Below are 16,365 nucleotides of genomic sequence, written 5' to 3' on the forward strand. Positions count from 1 at the left end.
GCGCTTTACGACGTAACGGGAAAGGAGGTAAAACAGACAAAAAAGAAGGCCGCTTGAAAAAGAATCACGGCTAAGGTAATTTTGGAAAACCGGACAAGTAATGTGCTCCAAAACCGGACATTTCTATTTGCTCGCAACACGCGCATAAAATTTGGGTGGTGCATCAGTTTGAGATTGCCGCGGCCATCTTCGATGGCCTCGCAATGACAAATAACTGTCATTGCGAGCGTTAGCGAAGCAATCTCATGCTCCATGCAAACATTAATTTCAAACTGAACCACTACCAAAATTTGCCTATGTACCTGTCATGGCGGTTGGTGGTATAAAGAGCGGGCGCATTGGCCAAGCCCTTTATTGAAACCGAGACCCTTGCCGCCGCGGAACGGGCGCTTTTGGCCGGCCCCCTGGCCGGAAAAAATACGCCGGACAGGAAAAATAAAATCGTCCCCCGCCGGGACGCAATGACTACGGATGCACTATTGACATGAACAGATTCAGGTTGCTCGCCGCCTTGTGCGTTTTTTGCGGCGTTTTGTTTGCCGCGCCTTCGTTCGCGGGCGCCGACGAGGATAGCCGCCTCCGCAATATTTCCATCGATGCGGGAGCCACGATGTCCACCAGCCCCGCCAGCGGCTGGGAGAGCGCCACCGGCCTCTCCTTCGGGCTTGTATACCGCTTGGGCAATAACGCGGGCATTCGCGTGGCGGTGGAGCGGTACAAGTTCCCCGGCATCGATCCCTCCCTGACGTACACGCGGATGCCGGTATTCCTCGGCGGACGTTTTTATTTTTGGGGCTTCGGCGACATCTGGTCGCATGCCGACCTGGGAATGGAAATGAGCATCGACCAGCGCCAATACCTCTCCGGCGGCGCCGTGCTCACCGAAGACCAGAACAACATGGGGGGGGCGGCGCTCTACGGAATGCTCTACGAAGTCACCGAACACCTCTTCATGGGCGCGGACGTCAAATGGCACCTGAACAAAAACAGCTACTGGTCCTATGGCGTCTACCTCGGCATAGTGTTTTAACGCCGCCCCTTTCATCCTTCCGCCCCAATCTCCGGCTAAAGCGGATCATGATGTGTGAAGAAACGGCTTTCAACCATGATTAGCGGTATCAACACCGCACCGGCCTGGCATGGTTTTCACCTATAATGGGTAATTGGGCGGCAGTTTGGCACCGCAAGTTTCCGTGGCAATCTCCAATCCGTTCGGTGGTGTCTCAGTTTGGGATTGCCGCGGCCATCTTCGATGGCCTCGCAATGACAAATTACTGTCATTGCGAGCGTTAGCGAAGCAATCTCGTGCTCCATCCAAACATTAATTTCAAACTGAGGCACCATCCGTTCCGGCACTTTGACGAAAACACCAAACTGGGGGTAGAATATTGCCCGTATGAATCCATTGAGAAGGGTTTTTGCATTCGCGGCGCTGCTGGCGTTTTGGGCCGTTCCCGTCTTCGCCGCGGAGCATTGCGGCCACGCAAAGGCGGCGGCGGATGCCCATGCCGCGCACGTTGCGCAATCCGATGGCGGCGGATTGCAACAGCATCGCCGCGTCATGAATGCCGCAGCCGAAGAAATACCCGCCGGCGGCGAGGGTGGAGAAGCCGCCTGCGAACACCATTTGGGGGAAGCATGCAAATGCAAAGCGCAAACGGCGCTTTCCTGCGGCATGGAAGGCTGCTGCATAAAGGCCGATGGCCCGCTTTCCGCCGGGCTTAACGACCGCCTTCCCACCAACGACGACCACGCGTTAAGCATTCAAACCGTTCCGTCCGGCATCAACGGACAAATGGTTATTGCCGCACACCGCCGGATGATCATTCCAAGGGATCTGACAGGCCCCGACCCCCGCCCCCCTTCCGCCTAACTTCCTCCCCATTCCTGGAAATTCCTTATCGCCGCACCGCGTTTGCGCGCGCACTTTCCGCGCCAATGCGAAACGGCATAGGGGCGAACTTTTTTATCACGGGAGAACCTATGAATTTAGCGAAAAGCGAGAGGGGTGAGACCCTGTTCAATGCGTATGCCGGCTTGGAAGTTAAAGCGTTCCGCCTGAAGCGCCCGTTTTCCTTCCTTCCCCCGGTCATTAACAACACGGGGGATTGGAGCACTTTTATCGACACGGCCTATCAGGTCTACAAGGGCGATTTTATCGATAATTCGCCGCATTTTTTGGGCAAAAGGGTGATTATCGATAGAAGAAACCTGGATGGCGGTTATGTGGAAGGCTTTTGGCATGTCGTGCAAAGGGACATGGGCGGGGGCGGAGAGCGGTACACCGACTTTCAAAGGCTGGAACGCGTGCCGTGGATCAAGCCCCTGATAGAAAACCACACCGCCGAAGGGGTCGAATACCGGCGCTGCCTTGAGGGCAAACGGGAAACACGGCATTACATCCTCGCCCCTTCCAAAAATTACGTCGTGATCCTTGGAGAAAAAAAGGGGGCAATATTTCTGGTGACCGCATTTTGCATGAACCGTTCTTTTGCGGACAGGGCCATCTTCCGCCAGCCCCCCCACGGGGAGCTTGCGGGGCGGCGGTAACAATGGCCAAGCCGGCGGCGGCGGGCGTGTAACCGCAACCCCCAACCCGGTGATTACAGGGGAAGCCCCGTATTCGGAAAAGGCATCAGCCTTTCCGTTGCGGCGCGCTTCCCCTCCGGCGTTCGATCACTTTTTTGACCAGCAGGGGGGCGATGGCGAACAGGGCCAGCAGGGTCAGCGCCCCCACGAGGCCGGGGGTCACATGGAAGCCCCGCGCCGCCGATTCCCCCAGCTCCGCCACCGCGTTGGTGAAGACGAACGTGTGCGGCGCAATCCCCAGCAGCGTACCGAAGAAAAAATGCCGGTAGCGCAGACGGGAAATCCCGGCGGCGAAGTTCACCCCGTTGAAAGGGAAGAGGGGGATGAGCCGGATGAAGAGGAGGTAATTGAAACCGTTTTCGCGCACGCCGTCGTTAAAGCGGACGTACCATTGTTTGTCCCCAAAAACGCGGCGCTCGAAAAAATCCTTGAGCAGAAAGCGTGAGAGGGCGAAGGCTATGGAGGCGCCCGCCATCGCGCCGATGAGGTTGAGCCCGGTGCCGAGCCATTTGCCAAAGACAAGCGCGCCCAGCGTGGTGAGGATGACGGCGGGAAAACCGGCGCCCGCGAGCAGCGCATAGGCGGCCGCGAAAATCAGCGGCCCCCACGCCCCGAACTCCCGCACTTGCCGGGCAAGATGGCCGGGGGTCAGTCCCTCCGTCCGGTATTCCCAATACACGAGCGCTCCCGCCGCCAGCAGCAGGAGGGCGAAAAAGCCCTTGAGGAGCGTGACCGCGTGACGGTTCATGGATGGCACCTTTCCTAATACCGCTCGTGGGATTTCAGCCGTACCGCCATCTGGCGGAGCAGGGTGGCGCTGATGCTTGAATCAAGTTCGTTAATTTTATTGAAATTATCCCGCGATATTTCTATCACGCGGCATTGCGCGGCCGCCGTGACCGTGGCGGCCCGGTCTCCCCCCAGCAGCATGGCGATTTCCCCAAAAAACTCTTTTGGCCCCAACCGCCGCCGCGGCGCCCCTTCCCTCGTGATCTCGACTTCGCCCTCCAGCAGGTAGAACATGCTGGTTCCCCGCTCCCCTTCGCGGCAGATGACCTCCCCCTCGGCGATTGACTGAATGTATTTGTGCAGCAGCTTTTCGCGCCGCCGGAAGCGGGCGGGGGAGGCGAATATTTCCTTGAGCAGCAACGCTTCCCGCATACCGAGGGCGGCCATCAGTTCGGCGCCGAAAAGTATCACGATGAATGAAACATAGACCCATGCGATGACGATGAAGACCGCCTTGAGCGAGCCGAAGGCGACGCCATACGCCGGGTTGACGGTGATAAATACGGTGAAGAGTTCCTTCATCCCGATCCAGGCCGTGGCGGTAATGAGCGTGCCGGCGGCGAGGTGGCGCGCGGGAATGCGGGGGGCGAAGAGGGCGTAAAATATGGCGAGAAAAACCAGGATGAGGAAAAAGGGGCCGATGGCGTAGCTGATCCGGTAGGCCGCCGGGACGCTGTTGAGAAAGCGGGCCTGCATCACCGAATAGCCGATGTTGCTTACCGTGAGCGCCACGAACAGCGCCAGAATGATGCCCACCGCCGCGGCGTCGAACAGCAGCCCCCGCAGGAAGGAAACGCGCCGTTCCACGCGGAAAATTTCCTTAAAAGCCGCGCGCAGGCCGCCGGTGAGCGGCATGGCGGCCCAGAATACGGTGATGAGGCCCAACAGTCCCCACTTTTTCGCGCTATGCGAGAGGGAGTGGACTTCTTTGATAATCACCTTGCTGAACTCCGGAAAAATCTGGCGGGTGAGCGCGTCGATGCCGGCCATCGCTTCGCGGGAGCTTATAATGTAGTTGCCCAGCATCAGCATCGCCAGCAGCAGCAGCGGGAGCATCGCGAAAAAGCCGTAGTAGGCCAGCGCCGCGGCGGTTTCAAACTGGTTGTTGCGCAGGAACAAGCGCCACGTTTCCAGCAGCAGGAAAAAACCGGTGCGGGCGGCGCGCACGATGCGCGCGACGGCTGATTCCGCGGTAATATTTATGTTCGCCATAGGATGTGTTTCTGAAGAATATCACCATCCCCGGCTGAAAAGGAACAAAGACAAACCAACCGCTCCGGCGGCGCGCACGATCCCTCCACCCCTTCCCGCGCCACGGGCGGGGGCCACCGGCCGCTTTCAGGCGGCGTGCGCCTCCTTCACGATCCACTCGTGCGATTCCATTTCGAGGTCGTCCACCACCTCCTTGATCAGCGGCGGGGGGAATTTTTCGCCGAAGGCGGTCTTCAGCACTTCGGCCGCGTAATAGGGGCCGCCGCAGACATACTGGTAGCCGTGCTCGGCGCTCATCGACGGGTTGCATTCCTCGGGGATGGCAAAACTGTCGTGGAACCAGACCCACATCTCCTCTTTGCGCATATCGGCATATTTCATAACAATTCACCCCCTTTTGGGTTAGACGATCCCGGTTCATGTATGGGATGCACTCTTCTCTCTTTTTATTTTCCGGCCGCCGGCTAAAAATGTCAACGTACCGCGGTGCGGGGTAGTGGGTCAGTTTGAAATTAACTTGGTAACAGAGCAGTCCCCTCCTTTGCAAGGAGGGGATACAGGGGCGGTTATTACCCCCTCCTGCCCCGCCCCTGGCACTGCAAGGGGAGGAAAAACACGGGAGAATTCAAAGTGACCCACTACCCGGTGCGGGGGTAAACTCCGGCAAAAAGGGGGGATATTCCTTAATAAAACGAAACTGCTTGCGCGGCCGGGATTTGATTGCGGAAAAGGCCGGATAATGGGTAGAATTGGACGCTGATGGGAAAACAGGGGGGAGATTGCCATTAACAGATTGGCCGCCGGATTTCTATTCGCGTTGTTCTTTTGCGCCGTGCCGATGGCGCGCGCCTTTGAGGTTGAAGGCTATCCCGGCTCGCTCTGGGGCTCGTTGACCTACGATGACGACAAGCGAAACGGCGCCAACTCCGCGGGGATGGGATTCGTCAACCAAGGGATACAGTGGTTCACGCTTCCCACCAACGCCCATTTTGTCACCTATGCCGAGTTCCGCCGCCGCGCCCGCACCTACCACCCGGAATATTACGATACCGGCGGCCCGGCGGTGGGCGCGGAGCTGCGCTGGGATTATATTACCCTCGGGGTGGACTACTATTGGGAACGGCATGTCTATGATCCGCTCGTCGGCGCCACTTCCAACCGCCTGCAGTATTACGCCACGCTGTACTATACATGGAGCCTCGCGGACAAATTGGGGTGGGCCGAGGCGCTCCCCGGCGCTGTTTGGGGGCAGACTACTTACGATACCGACGATTACAGCGGTTCCAGCATGATGGGGTTCGTCAACCAGGGGATACAGTGGTTCACGCTTCCCGGCAATATCCCGTTCATCACCTATGTCGAATACCGTCATCGAACCCGCAGCAAAAACCAGGGATATTACGACACCAAAGGGCCCGCGGCCGGATTTGAATTCAGGAAATCCTATTTCACGCTCGGCGCGGATTATTATTGGATGCGGGAATTGGACGGGCCGCAGACCAATACCATGTGGGCCGCAAACAGCCACTGGCAGGTCTATTTCACCCTTTTCATTCCGTGGGATTTAAAATAGGGGCCGCGGTTTCCCGCCGGCCCCTTTTCTTCAGATAGGCGTCAAGCAAAGCCGCTATTTCGCAACCTTCTTGATGGCGCCAACGCCGGTCCAATTGGCGCCGTTGAAAACATCCCCTTCCATCCAGTAAACGTACGTGGAATCCTGCGTGATGCCCAGCGCGGCGCACCAAGTGCAGTCGAGGCCCACGATAATCGAAACGTTTCCGTTTGCCTTGTTGATTTTTTTCACGGTGCCGCCGTTGGTGTTTTCCGTCCAATAGACGTTGGTGGCATCGATGGCCAGGGGCTGGGTTCCGCTCATTCCAGACGTTACTTCCGCCGCGCTTCCGCCGCCGATGGCAACTTTCGCCAGTGTGCCATAGCCCGACCAGAAATAGACATCGGTGGAATCCGCGGCGATATTCTGGGAACCGCTTAATCCCGATACGAGCGTTTGGGGCGCGCCGGGGATGATCGGCGACTGTTTCACAAAGCCCGCGCCGCCGATGGAGTTGGCGCTCTCCGTCCAGTACACGTTCGTGGCGTCAACCGAGATGGTCTGCGGCCCGTTAAGCGCCGTGGCAAGCGCCGTGGCGGCAGCGGCCCCGGCTTTGGCGACTTTACTTACCGTTCCATCGCTTTTCCTCATGCCGCTGACAGTGTCAAAGGTGCCCAGTTCCGTGAAATAAACAGTCGTGCCGTCCAACACGATGTACTGGGGGTTGTTTAATGCGGCCACGATGAGCGATGTGCAGGCGACGCCGGCACAGGCGGGCCCCGCAATGGGAACCATTCTAACGGCGCCGAGGGTAGAGGCGGTGTTGTTCGTTTCCGTCCAGTAAACGTTGGTTCCGTCTACCGCTATGCCGAAGGGATTGGTTAGCCCGGATGCAAGCGTTGTGGCCGCGCCGCCAGCGAGCGGAGCCTTCTTGACGCTGCCGGTGCTGGCGAGTCCCGTGGCATCCACCCCCTCCGTCCAGTAAACGTTGGCGGCGTCGACCGCGAACTGCGCGGGATACCTCAAGCCGGCGGCAATCGTAGTTTTGGCCGCCAGCGTGGTGGTGGTGAATGTTTTATCATTGCCGTACCACCAGGTGCCGTCGGATGTCTTGATGCCGAACCGGTAGTGATAGGTGGTTCCCGCCGTGAGACCGGAAATGCCGATGGAGGGGGCGATGTTCCCCGGATCGGCGTAAACCAGGCTGGCGGTGTTGGTTCCATAAGCGGCTGTCGTTCCCCACTCAAAGCGCGATTCGGTGGTGGTGCCGGTGGGGTTGGTGAAGCTGCCCACCAGTGTGGCGTAAGTATCGGTTATGTTTATGGCGGAGCCGGTGGCTGGCGCCGATGCGCCCGGAAGCTGCGGCGCGGTGGATACCTCGCTGGAGAGCGCGCTTTCCCCGCCCGCATTCGCCGCCGTCACCGCAAAGTAATAAGCGGTTTTGTTTGTAAGGCCGGTGATGGTATTGGGCGATGCCGCATTGGCTATTTTTGTGCTGGCGGTGGTAACGCCCGCCGCCGTTCCGTAGTAGATGTTATAGGATTCCGCGCCGGTAGCGGCGGTCCAGCTGACAATCACCTGCCCGTCCCCGGCGGTGGCCGTCAGCCCCGTGGGGGCGGATGGGGCCGCCGGACGGATGGGATCAGACGCTCCACAGCCTGAAATTATCGCGCTTAAAAACAAAAACAGCAGATGCTTTTTCACGGTTTTAATCCCTTTAATCCCCTCGAATTCCCGATTGATTATACACGGTTTATTTTTCAAAAAAACCCCATAAAATGGTGCTGTGCCGGGCCGGCGCCAAGCGGGAAAAAGGCATGGACGGGCTTGGATTAACCGGCTACTCGGTTTCGCTTTTCTGAAGCTCGACCCAGCGGGCGTCTTTGGCCAGCAGGTAGTATTTCAACCCGCTTTTCATCACTTTGGCGCTCTGGTTTTCCGCCACATGGTCGGTGAAGGGGAGATTGTCCAACATCCGTTTCGGGATCATGCCGTCGGCGTCGAACGGATTTTTTTCTATGAAAAACGCAAGCTGGCTGGCAAGGGCCAAATAGCTCACCGGCTTGTCTATTATGGTTTGGCGCAACGGCCGGCCGTTAAAACCGCTGCCGATAAGCTTCACTCCCACCGGCACATCGGTAATGGTCGGCAGCGGGATGTCGCGCAGACCCGGAGCCTGGGTGGTGAACCCCCGCAGGGCGATGCCATGCTCCGGCACGAAGATCACGATGACGTTCCGCCCGCTCTTTTCGAGCAGCGTGAAAAACTTTCCGAAATCGTCGAGCATTTTCGACGTGAATTCGTGATACAGCGCCTTCCGGTCGCGCTTGAACCAGTCCCGGTCGGTTGCCCAGTGCGCGCCGTCGTGGAGCGTAACGGTGTTGTAGTACAGCGCGGCGGCCGGCTTGTCCGATTCGCGCCGCGCTTTCCACCACCGCTCCAGAACGCCGTAGTCGTCATACACGGGGCTGTCGTCAAACATTCTCTGGTTCGCCGGAATTCCGGCCAGGTTTATGGGGGCCGTTTTGAGGTGGCCATACTTGGTCAGTTCTTTGGCAAACTCGCCGTACACGCCGTCATGGTTCAGCGCGGCCCACTGCTGAAAGCCGATTCTCTCCAGGACGTTCATGGTGTAGCACTCGCCGGGCATGCCGCCGTAGATGTTGTTGTGCGGAACCTGCCCGCAATTGCCCTTGAGCAGGCGGATCATGGCGGGGCCGCTGTAGGTGGTGACCGAATTGAAATCGGTGTAGAGGTACTGGAACTGCTTAAGGAAGGGGTGATTCTCCAGCCCCACCTCCTTGAGGTCGTCCCATGCCAGCGAACAAACATGGAGGAACACGATATCGAAATTTATATTCCCGCCGTCGGGTTTTTTCATGTTAATGACACGGGTGGCCTCCCCTTCGTAAAACCCCTCGATGCCGGCGTTCATTTCCGCGCTGTCCGGCCGCGCATAGATGTTGAACGGGATAAGGACCATCATGGCCGCTATGGTTACCGGCACCAGCTTGATGTAGTGGTTGGCGATAATGCAGAGCGCGCATAGTCCCGCCGCCGCCACTAACATCCAGCCGTTGTAGTAACGGGAGACAAAATTGAGAATGTATTCTTTTTGCGGCAACCCCTGCTGCTTGACGAAGGCGATAGTGTCCATGAGCGGCGGAAACCATGAATCATGCCAAAGGAGCAGCACGGCCAACGCCAGGTTCAGCAGGCCCCGCGTCCAGCGCGCGGCGGTGTATTTGCCCAACCATCGGGGAAGGGGGAGGAGCAGGAAGAACGCGAACGCGATGTTCCAGGGGATGTCGAGCCGGAGAACACCCTTGTAGTTAAGGATGATCTTTATGATGAAATAAAAACCCCAAATTCCCATTCGGTTATTTTAGCATCTTCCCCTTTGAGCTCAATTCCCTGCTCTCACTTGGGGGGCGCGGGGGACGGAGCGGGGGTGGCCGACTGGTTTATGGAGCGCTTTTCATCGACGTTGACGTGCTTGCCTAAAAAGGATCGTATCTGGATCGCGCCGAACACCAATATTACGGCCAAAATTATGGCGATGGCGAATTTGACGCCTGCCGGCATCCCCTCGTCCTTTGTTTCCGTCTCCGGCTTCGCGGTCTTGTCCGCCTCGGCTTCTTGGGGGTTCCAGAAGGCTTTGTAAATCTTTACCGGCTCCTTTTTCCCTTTTAGGGTGGCCATCTTGATGTAGCGGTTATAAATCTCCGCTTTGTCATCCAGCGCGTGATATGTTTCTTCTGAAAAATAGATTTCGCCGCCGTTGGCCGAGGACTCAAAGCGCGACGCGGTGTTCACCACATCGCCGAAAATGTCATTTTTCTCGAAAATGACCTTGCCGGTATGCAGGCCGATACGCACGATGATCGGCGTCTTGCTGTTGCTGGCGGCGTTGTAGGCGTCGATCCCTTTCTGTATGCCCGCCGCCGCGCGCAATCCCTCCTGGGCCGTGGGGAAGTGGGAAAGGGTGCCGTCGCCGATGGTCTTCACCAGTGTGCCGTTATGCGCCTTGATCGCCGCGAAAACGATCTCGTTGTGCGCTTTGAGGATCATGCGGGTCGCCAGGTCGCCCGCCGCTTCGGCCATGCTGGTGGAGCCTTTCATGTCCGTGAACATGACGGTGAGGATTTTTGTGAATTTTTCCTCGAACTGCGCGTCCAGCTTTTTCCGCTGTTCGAGGAAGTCTTCGATATTCTGGTCTTGTTCCCACGCTTCCGGTTTGTCTTTTTCTTCGGCGGACACCACTCACCCCAAAAAATAAAAAACCCTTTGCCGGCATGGATACACCCGCTTCGCCGGTTACGGCGGAGAGACTGATCTGTTTAAGCCGGTTCCCCATTTCGCAATCCGTTGAACGCTCCCGCACAGATGCAATATAGTTTGCCCGATTTGCGCCTCAAGCGCAACCACTATTGGGGCTGTTATGTTATATAGCTTTACGTTGCATGGCACGGTACGCTCCGGATTCCATCAGAGCGTAAAGCCGCGTCAATCGCCCACTTCCAGCGCTCCGGAGAGCGACAACAGATAGAGCGAGAACGAATAATAGTTCCGCGTCCCTTCGGCGTCCAACGTTTTTCGGCCCTCTTCGGCGAGCTTCACCGCCAGCTCCGGTTTTCCAAAGCGCCGGGCCGCCGCCGCGAAGGTGGCATAGGTTCCGGCGCTGGCCGGGGCGGTCGATACGCTGTTTTTATCGAGGTCGACCCAGCGGGGGATATGTCCGTTGCGCTGATACCAGGCGAACATCCATTCGGTTCCTTTTTCAAACTGGCGGGTTTTTTCCTGCGCCAGATAGAGGATCACCCTGATCGCCTCATAGCCGAACAGGCTCCCTTTCTCCATTAAAATTTCGGAGTTGCCGTCGTACAGCGCCACCCAATCCGGCGGGAGCGGATATTCCCCAAAATACGATTTTGAAATGACGTAAAAACCGTCCCGGTACGCCTTGTCCCAAAATGCGCGGTTGTCGAACACGGCGAAAAGCCGGTAGGCGGGGAACACGATATAGGAAGGGTTGAGAACGATCCTGGCGGGCGTGGCGAAGCCGTAATAGCTTGGGAGGAGCAGCGTTTTATCGCGCCAATTCACGGCCACCTTTGTCCGCAGGTCGGCAACCGTCTTCAGCGCTTCCGTCCGGTATTCTTCGTCGTGCCACCGCTGGTATCCCTTCAGCAGCGCGAAGGCGACAAGGATGTCGCCGTCGGTGGCGCTGTTGTAGTCGATTATTTCCCATGCCCCGTTGGGGCGCTTCCCCCAGAGCCACGCGAAAAGCGCGTCGTGCCGCAACCGGAGGTTGCCTTTGGTCCATCGCCAGATGGCATCAAACGTCTGCCGGTCATTATAGGCAACGGCGAGGAGCAGGCCGAAACCCTGCCCCTCCGAATGGCTGGCCTGATCCTGATGGAAATCGACCACGCGCCCGTCCGGGGTGACGAACTGGGTCTTATACCGTTCCCATAGGGCGTCGGCGGCCAGGACGGCGGGGCTGGCGGCGGCGGTCATCATCAGCGCCGCCAGCATCATCCGGGAAATCCATCGTCCGGCCACCGGCTATCTGCCTTTTTTACGCAGGAACATCTCCCGCAACATATCCCGGAATTGGCGCATCACCGGTCTTCTTTCCACTATTCCCGCTTCGGCGGTCCTCTTAAGCCTGAAGCGGCGGGCCGTTCCCATCACGACAACGGCAACGATGACAAACAGCGCCGCGCCGATTATGTAGTAAAGATACGGGTTGTTGTACACGAGGTATTCCAGCTTGCTGACCTCCCCTTTTTTGCCGGTCAGATACTGCTTGCCGATGCTGATGGCATCCACCCGGTAGTCGGGGGGAGTGAGCGCGATGATAGCGAGGTCTCCCGTCAACTGTCCCTGCACTCCCGCGTCCTGCAACGCTTTGGAGGTTTGCAGCAGGCCGGCGGTGGAGTTGGCCGTCAGCATAACGACGGTGCGGGCCTTTTTAAAAGGGGATTCGAATTCCATCACCACGCCGCTGGCATCGCCCAGCCTGCCGGTTTCTTTCACCATGGCGTACGAGGCCGCCCCCCCTTCCCAGCCGCCCCCCCTGTTCACCGGATAAGGGACTTCAGAGACCGTCCCAAGTTTCAGCGGCGCGGCGCCCATGATATCCGCCGGTATCGAGGCGACATCCCCCATAACCAAAATTTCACCGTGCCACGCGGGCGGCACCGCGTACCCGATTTCGACGCCGAACAGGGGATACCCGTTTTTCTGGGTGAGGGTGCTCATGACGTTAAACGCCGCTTCGATGGTGTTGGCGTCTTTGGACGCCAGCAGAATGAAACTCTCGTAGCCGTCGGGCCAGCGGGTCAGCGGGAAGCCGTTGAGCATGAAAAGCTCCATCTTCGGCATCTCGATCAGGTGCGGCATGGCGGGTATGTAGAACGTGGAGTTGTCGAATATGGTGAGGAAAAAACTTTCGGGCTGTATCAGGTCGCATTGCTGGGCGGCCGGCGTGAGAATCGAGACGAATTGCAGCACGTTCGTTCCCGGCTTGAACAGATAGGTGGGGAGCTCGATCTTGTAGCCGGTGATGGAGTCGCCCGCCTGCTTATCCAGGTTGATGGCGCGCACATGCGTGCCGTTGAGGATGATGTTCAGCGCCGAATCGGGGCGCATCCCGGCGCCGTACGCGAAGTTGAGGTTTATCTTCGCGTATTCGTTCTGCTTTATCATGAAGTCCGGCGGCAGCCGGAAGCCGATCTCGCCGGGGGGCGACTGCATGCCGCGGAAGGTATGCGTCTTGAAATCGAGCGAGCGGAAGCGGTGCTGCTTTTCCACGGTGATGATGTTTTTGCCGCTGTACATGGTGACGTCCGGCAAGCGGAACTCGCGCACGCGCACCTCATCCGACCCCGGGAAGGGGAAATTCATGATGGCCAGCGTTTCCGCCGCCATTTTCAGGTGCTCGATCGTCATGCCGGTCACGACAAAGAGCGCGTGATCCGGATCGGGCGTTATCCGGCCGGCCTCGCTGTGCGGCAGCGGCATCACCTTGATCAGCGGTTCGGTGACGGCGATGTCGGCCTGGTAACGGCCCAACAGCGTTTCCACAAACTCCTTTTTTCCCACAAGCACGTTGTCGCGGCCGGCCACCACATCTTCCGAGATGGTGAATGAAACGGGGCGGTAAACGTATTTCCGCGCGATGCCGGAGGCCACGATGCCGGCGGCGGTGATCGTGTCGGGGGCTGTGTTTTCCAGCACCAGATTGACGGCGTTATCCGTGATGATGCGCGGGTCGAAGGCGAACTCCGCGGCGGCGGCGATGTTCAGGGGCACCGGTTTCAGGTCATAGTCGATTTCGATGGAGGACAGGTCGGTGTTTATATAGGTCCAGAGGTCGGGCGCGCAGGGGGCTTCGCAATTGCCCCTCATGAAGTGTTGCGCCGCCTGGAACATGATTTCGTTGTAATCCGCCTTGAGGATGGCGGGGGGAATGTCGACGGTCAATGTGCCTTCGGGAAATTCCGGGCTCAGCTTCGTCTGCGCCACCTTTGAATCGTTCACGATGACCGCGAGCTGCGAGACCTCTTTGATGAGGTTGGACGAGTTTGTGTAATGGAGGTTGAGACGCGCCGATTTTATCAGCCACCGGCCGGGGATCGGCAGGAAGGCGGCGCGCGAGCCGGAAGTGCATTTGAGCTCGATCATCTTGAGGGGAATGATCTTGTTGAGTGGAAGCGTCAGCTTTTCCGCCAGCGCGGCATCCGCCCAAAAAACAGTGAAAACAGATAACAACAGCAAACGTTTAAGCATCGGTAGTCTTCCCACTTGCCGGATTCACCATATATTGCGCACGCAGCAACAGCGCCGCGTCCCTGACTTTTACCAAGACGGTTTTAACGAAGACCAGTATACTTTCAAAAACGGCCTTTATGCCTAAAATGAAGAAGGCGTAAATAAGCCTGCCCGAGTTCCCCGGCAACGCCGTTTTTTTCCAGTAATCGACCCACCGTTCGCTGTCGCCATAGACGAATCCCACTGTTTTGGCGTAGGTCTCGTAGTTCAGCGGCAGATTGGCGCCCATGAAATAGTTGGCCCCCCGCTTGAAGCCGCGCGGAACGGTCGCCTCGAACTCAAACTGCTTGCCGCCGCTGTCTTTCACCGTCAGGTGGACTTCCTCGTTCGGCTTCGGCTCCCACGGCAGCGCCGCCTCGAAGCCGAGGCCGGCGAGCGACACGTCTTTCAGTTCTCCCACGCAGCGGTGGTTCATGCGGGGGAAAAACGCTTCCACCTTTCCGGAGGCGGAAATCCGGTGGTAGTAGCGCACTTGTTTGCGTTCCCAGAACGCCCCCATCGATATGATGACGAGGAAGGAATTGTAAATACACCATGCGCCGGTGACGGCGATAACATCGCGGTAGATGGGGAAGTTGATCCATTTGTACACCGCTTCGCTAATGGCCATGAAATTGACGGCGATGATCGCGAGGAACGGGGCGGCGAGCGGGTTGAGCGATTCCGTAAGGGTGGTCTGCCCTTTGGGGGTGATCTTGAACGTCGGTTTCCGCGGACTGATTATGACCGAAAGAACGGCGGGGATGAGGAAGAGGGCCTGCACCGTTTCGTAAATTTCGGAGAACAGCGGCTTGCGGGACCTGCCGTACAAAAAGTCCATCACGAAAAAGGTGCTGAGAAGGTGCGGCATCGCGTACGCCAGTATCGGGAACATCGTGGCATGGTACACCTTCATTCCAAAGATGAGGAAAAGGGCCGGCGCCAGGAAGTAGATGATGCGCGGTATGCCGAAGAACCAGAATACGCAGGAATTGAAGTAGCATATCCTTTGCGGCCAGGTGAGGCCTTTGGTGGTAAGCGGGTTGTTCAGGATGAATACCTGGATCATCCCCTGCGCCCAGCGGATGCGCTGGGTGACGTAATCGTTGAACGTTTCCGGCTGGAGTCCGCACACCATCGGCCGGTTGATATACACGCTGTTGTACCCTTTGGCGTGCAGTTTCAGCGAAGTCTCGGCGTCTTCGGTGATCGTTTCCCCGCTGACGCCGCCCACTTCGTCGAGGCAACTGCGCCGCAGCAGCGCGGCCGACCCGCAGAAATAGCTGCTGTTCCACGAATCGAACCCCAGGTGCATGGTGCGGAAGAACATGTCGTTTTCCGACGACACGCTTCCGACGTTGGTTATATTTTTTTCCACCGGCGTGGGATTGATGAAAAAATGCGGGGTCTGCACGAGGAACAGTTTGGGGTCGGCCATGAACCGCCCGACGGTCATTTTGAGGAAGTCGCGCGTCGGCACGTGGTCGCAATCCAGCACCAGCACCAGTTCCCCGTTCGTGTGGCCCAGCGCGGCGTTGATGTTTCCCGCTTTGGCGTGGTTGTTTTCTTCGCGGGTGAGGTAGTGTACGCCGACTCTCTGGGCGATTTTTCTCAGGATGTAATGGCGTTCCCACGCCGCCGCGGAGGTTGCGGGGTTGTTGCGCCGGGCAACGGTGCTGCCGTCGTCGATGATGTGGATATTCAGCTTGCCGGCCGGGTATTCGATCTGTTTGGCGGCCGTCGCCGTCGCTTTCACAAGGTCTGCCGATTCGGTATAGGTGGGGATGAGAATGTCAACCGTCGGGTATGCGCCGGTATCCTCCGGAAGGGGGATTGTCCGGTGTTCCAAAGGGGATGCGTTGATGAAAAGCCCCATCATGTGAATCATGATGGCGTACCACTCCGCCAGATACAAAAGGGTCATGCCGATGAAGTCGGCCGGGCCGGTGTATTGCAGCGTGTCGAAGGTGCGCCAGAGGATGTACCGCAGGCTGATGAACGCGCCGAGGAAAAGGAAGAGCAGCCGCCACACCGGGTTGTCATGCACCAAGGGGCGGTGGGTCAGCAGCATGATGATCAGCAAAAGCCCCCAACCGATGGCCATGCGGTGGAGGAGGCCCATGTAGCTTTCAACGAAGTAGAGGGAATAAAGAAGCGCTATGAAGGCGGCGCCGATCCACCACTTGCTAACTCCCCTCCCCGTATTTGGCATAGCTTGAGACATTTTGTTCCACTCCGGCGTTTTTGTCCATAACCAAAAAAAGGGAGGGGCAGGGTGAATTTCCGGACGGCGGCCCGCGTTTTCCGCTCCTTTCCGGGATATTCCTTCCGCTTTAATTTCAATGATGGAATGGGGAGAGCGGGTACATGAAAATGTTCTATAATCGGGAACGTTTCCATTGCAA

The 16,365-nt window shown here is 58.0% G+C and carries 13 protein-coding genes and 1 tRNA gene; 5 read left to right on the forward strand and 9 right to left on the reverse strand.

Annotation, left to right across the window (positions count from 1 at the left end; translation table 11 throughout):
- The first annotated feature begins 484 nt into the window (after positions 1 to 484).
- The 3 genes from HZA03_00825 (at position 485) to HZA03_00835 (ending at position 2,550) form a co-directional block, all read left to right on the forward strand.
- Positions 485 to 1,030: a hypothetical protein gene (locus HZA03_00825; GenBank protein ID MBI5636492.1), complete on the forward strand. Its 546-nt coding sequence runs from the start codon at positions 485 to 487 to the stop codon at positions 1,028 to 1,030.
- 366 nt (positions 1,031 to 1,396) lie between these two features.
- Entirely contained in the window at positions 1,397 to 1,873 is a 477-nt protein-coding gene (locus tag HZA03_00830) for a hypothetical protein (protein MBI5636493.1), read from the forward strand.
- Between the two features lie 110 nt (positions 1,874 to 1,983).
- Positions 1,984 to 2,550 carry a hypothetical protein gene (locus HZA03_00835; protein ID MBI5636494.1) on the forward strand — a complete coding sequence of 189 codons (567 nt, stop codon included), beginning with the start codon at positions 1,984 to 1,986 and terminating at the stop codon, positions 2,548 to 2,550.
- A gap of 85 nt (positions 2,551 to 2,635) precedes the next feature.
- Here HZA03_00835 and HZA03_00840 read toward each other — a convergent pair whose 3' ends face one another.
- From HZA03_00840 to HZA03_00850, 3 genes are all read right to left on the reverse strand, one after another.
- Positions 2,636 to 3,337, reverse strand: coding sequence for a TVP38/TMEM64 family protein (locus tag HZA03_00840; protein ID MBI5636495.1), 702 nt, complete (start codon positions 3,335 to 3,337; stop codon positions 2,636 to 2,638).
- Positions 3,338 to 3,351: 14 nt separating this feature from the next.
- Positions 3,352 to 4,590 (reverse strand): YihY family inner membrane protein, encoded by a 1,239-nt coding sequence (locus HZA03_00845; GenBank protein MBI5636496.1) that lies wholly within the window; start codon positions 4,588 to 4,590, stop codon positions 3,352 to 3,354.
- Positions 4,591 to 4,716: 126 nt separating this feature from the next.
- Complete coding sequence (locus HZA03_00850) at positions 4,717 to 4,971, reverse strand: hypothetical protein (protein MBI5636497.1); 255 nt, start codon at positions 4,969 to 4,971, stop codon at positions 4,717 to 4,719.
- A gap of 109 nt (positions 4,972 to 5,080) precedes the next feature.
- Here HZA03_00850 and HZA03_00855 point away from each other — a divergent pair.
- Positions 5,081 to 5,177 (forward strand) — tRNA-Ala (locus HZA03_00855).
- A gap of 206 nt (positions 5,178 to 5,383) precedes the next feature.
- On the forward strand, positions 5,384 to 6,163 hold the full coding sequence (locus tag HZA03_00860; protein ID MBI5636498.1) for a hypothetical protein: 780 nt from the start codon (positions 5,384 to 5,386) through the stop codon (positions 6,161 to 6,163).
- A 54-nt stretch (positions 6,164 to 6,217) separates the two neighbouring features.
- On the opposite strand, the gene HZA03_00865 is transcribed toward HZA03_00860, so the two are convergent.
- The 6 genes from HZA03_00865 to bcsA form a co-directional block, all read right to left on the reverse strand.
- Positions 6,218 to 7,846 carry a fibronectin type III domain-containing protein gene (locus HZA03_00865; protein MBI5636499.1) on the reverse strand — a complete coding sequence of 543 codons (1,629 nt, stop codon included), beginning with the start codon at positions 7,844 to 7,846 and terminating at the stop codon, positions 6,218 to 6,220.
- A gap of 136 nt (positions 7,847 to 7,982) precedes the next feature.
- Complete coding sequence (bcsG, locus tag HZA03_00870; protein ID MBI5636500.1) at positions 7,983 to 9,518, reverse strand: cellulose biosynthesis protein BcsG; 1,536 nt, start codon at positions 9,516 to 9,518, stop codon at positions 7,983 to 7,985.
- A gap of 44 nt (positions 9,519 to 9,562) precedes the next feature.
- On the reverse strand, positions 9,563 to 10,402 hold the full coding sequence (locus tag HZA03_00875; GenBank protein ID MBI5636501.1) for an adenylate/guanylate cyclase domain-containing protein: 840 nt from the start codon (positions 10,400 to 10,402) through the stop codon (positions 9,563 to 9,565).
- A gap of 246 nt (positions 10,403 to 10,648) precedes the next feature.
- Entirely contained in the window at positions 10,649 to 11,707 is a 1,059-nt protein-coding gene (locus HZA03_00880) for a hypothetical protein (protein ID MBI5636502.1), read from the reverse strand.
- Between the two features lie 3 nt (positions 11,708 to 11,710).
- Complete coding sequence (locus HZA03_00885; GenBank protein MBI5636503.1) at positions 11,711 to 13,939, reverse strand: cellulose biosynthesis cyclic di-GMP-binding regulatory protein BcsB; 2,229 nt, start codon at positions 13,937 to 13,939, stop codon at positions 11,711 to 11,713.
- Positions 13,932 to 16,172 (reverse strand): UDP-forming cellulose synthase catalytic subunit, encoded by a 2,241-nt coding sequence (bcsA, locus tag HZA03_00890; protein ID MBI5636504.1) that lies wholly within the window; start codon positions 16,170 to 16,172, stop codon positions 13,932 to 13,934. The genes HZA03_00885 and bcsA overlap by 8 nt, the downstream gene beginning before the upstream one ends.
- Positions 16,173 to 16,365: the final 193 nt, after the last annotated feature.

The sequence above is a fragment of the Nitrospinota bacterium genome, assembly GCA_016217735.1.
Lineage (GTDB): Bacteria > Nitrospinota_A > UBA7883 > JACRGQ01 > JACRGQ01 > JACRGQ01.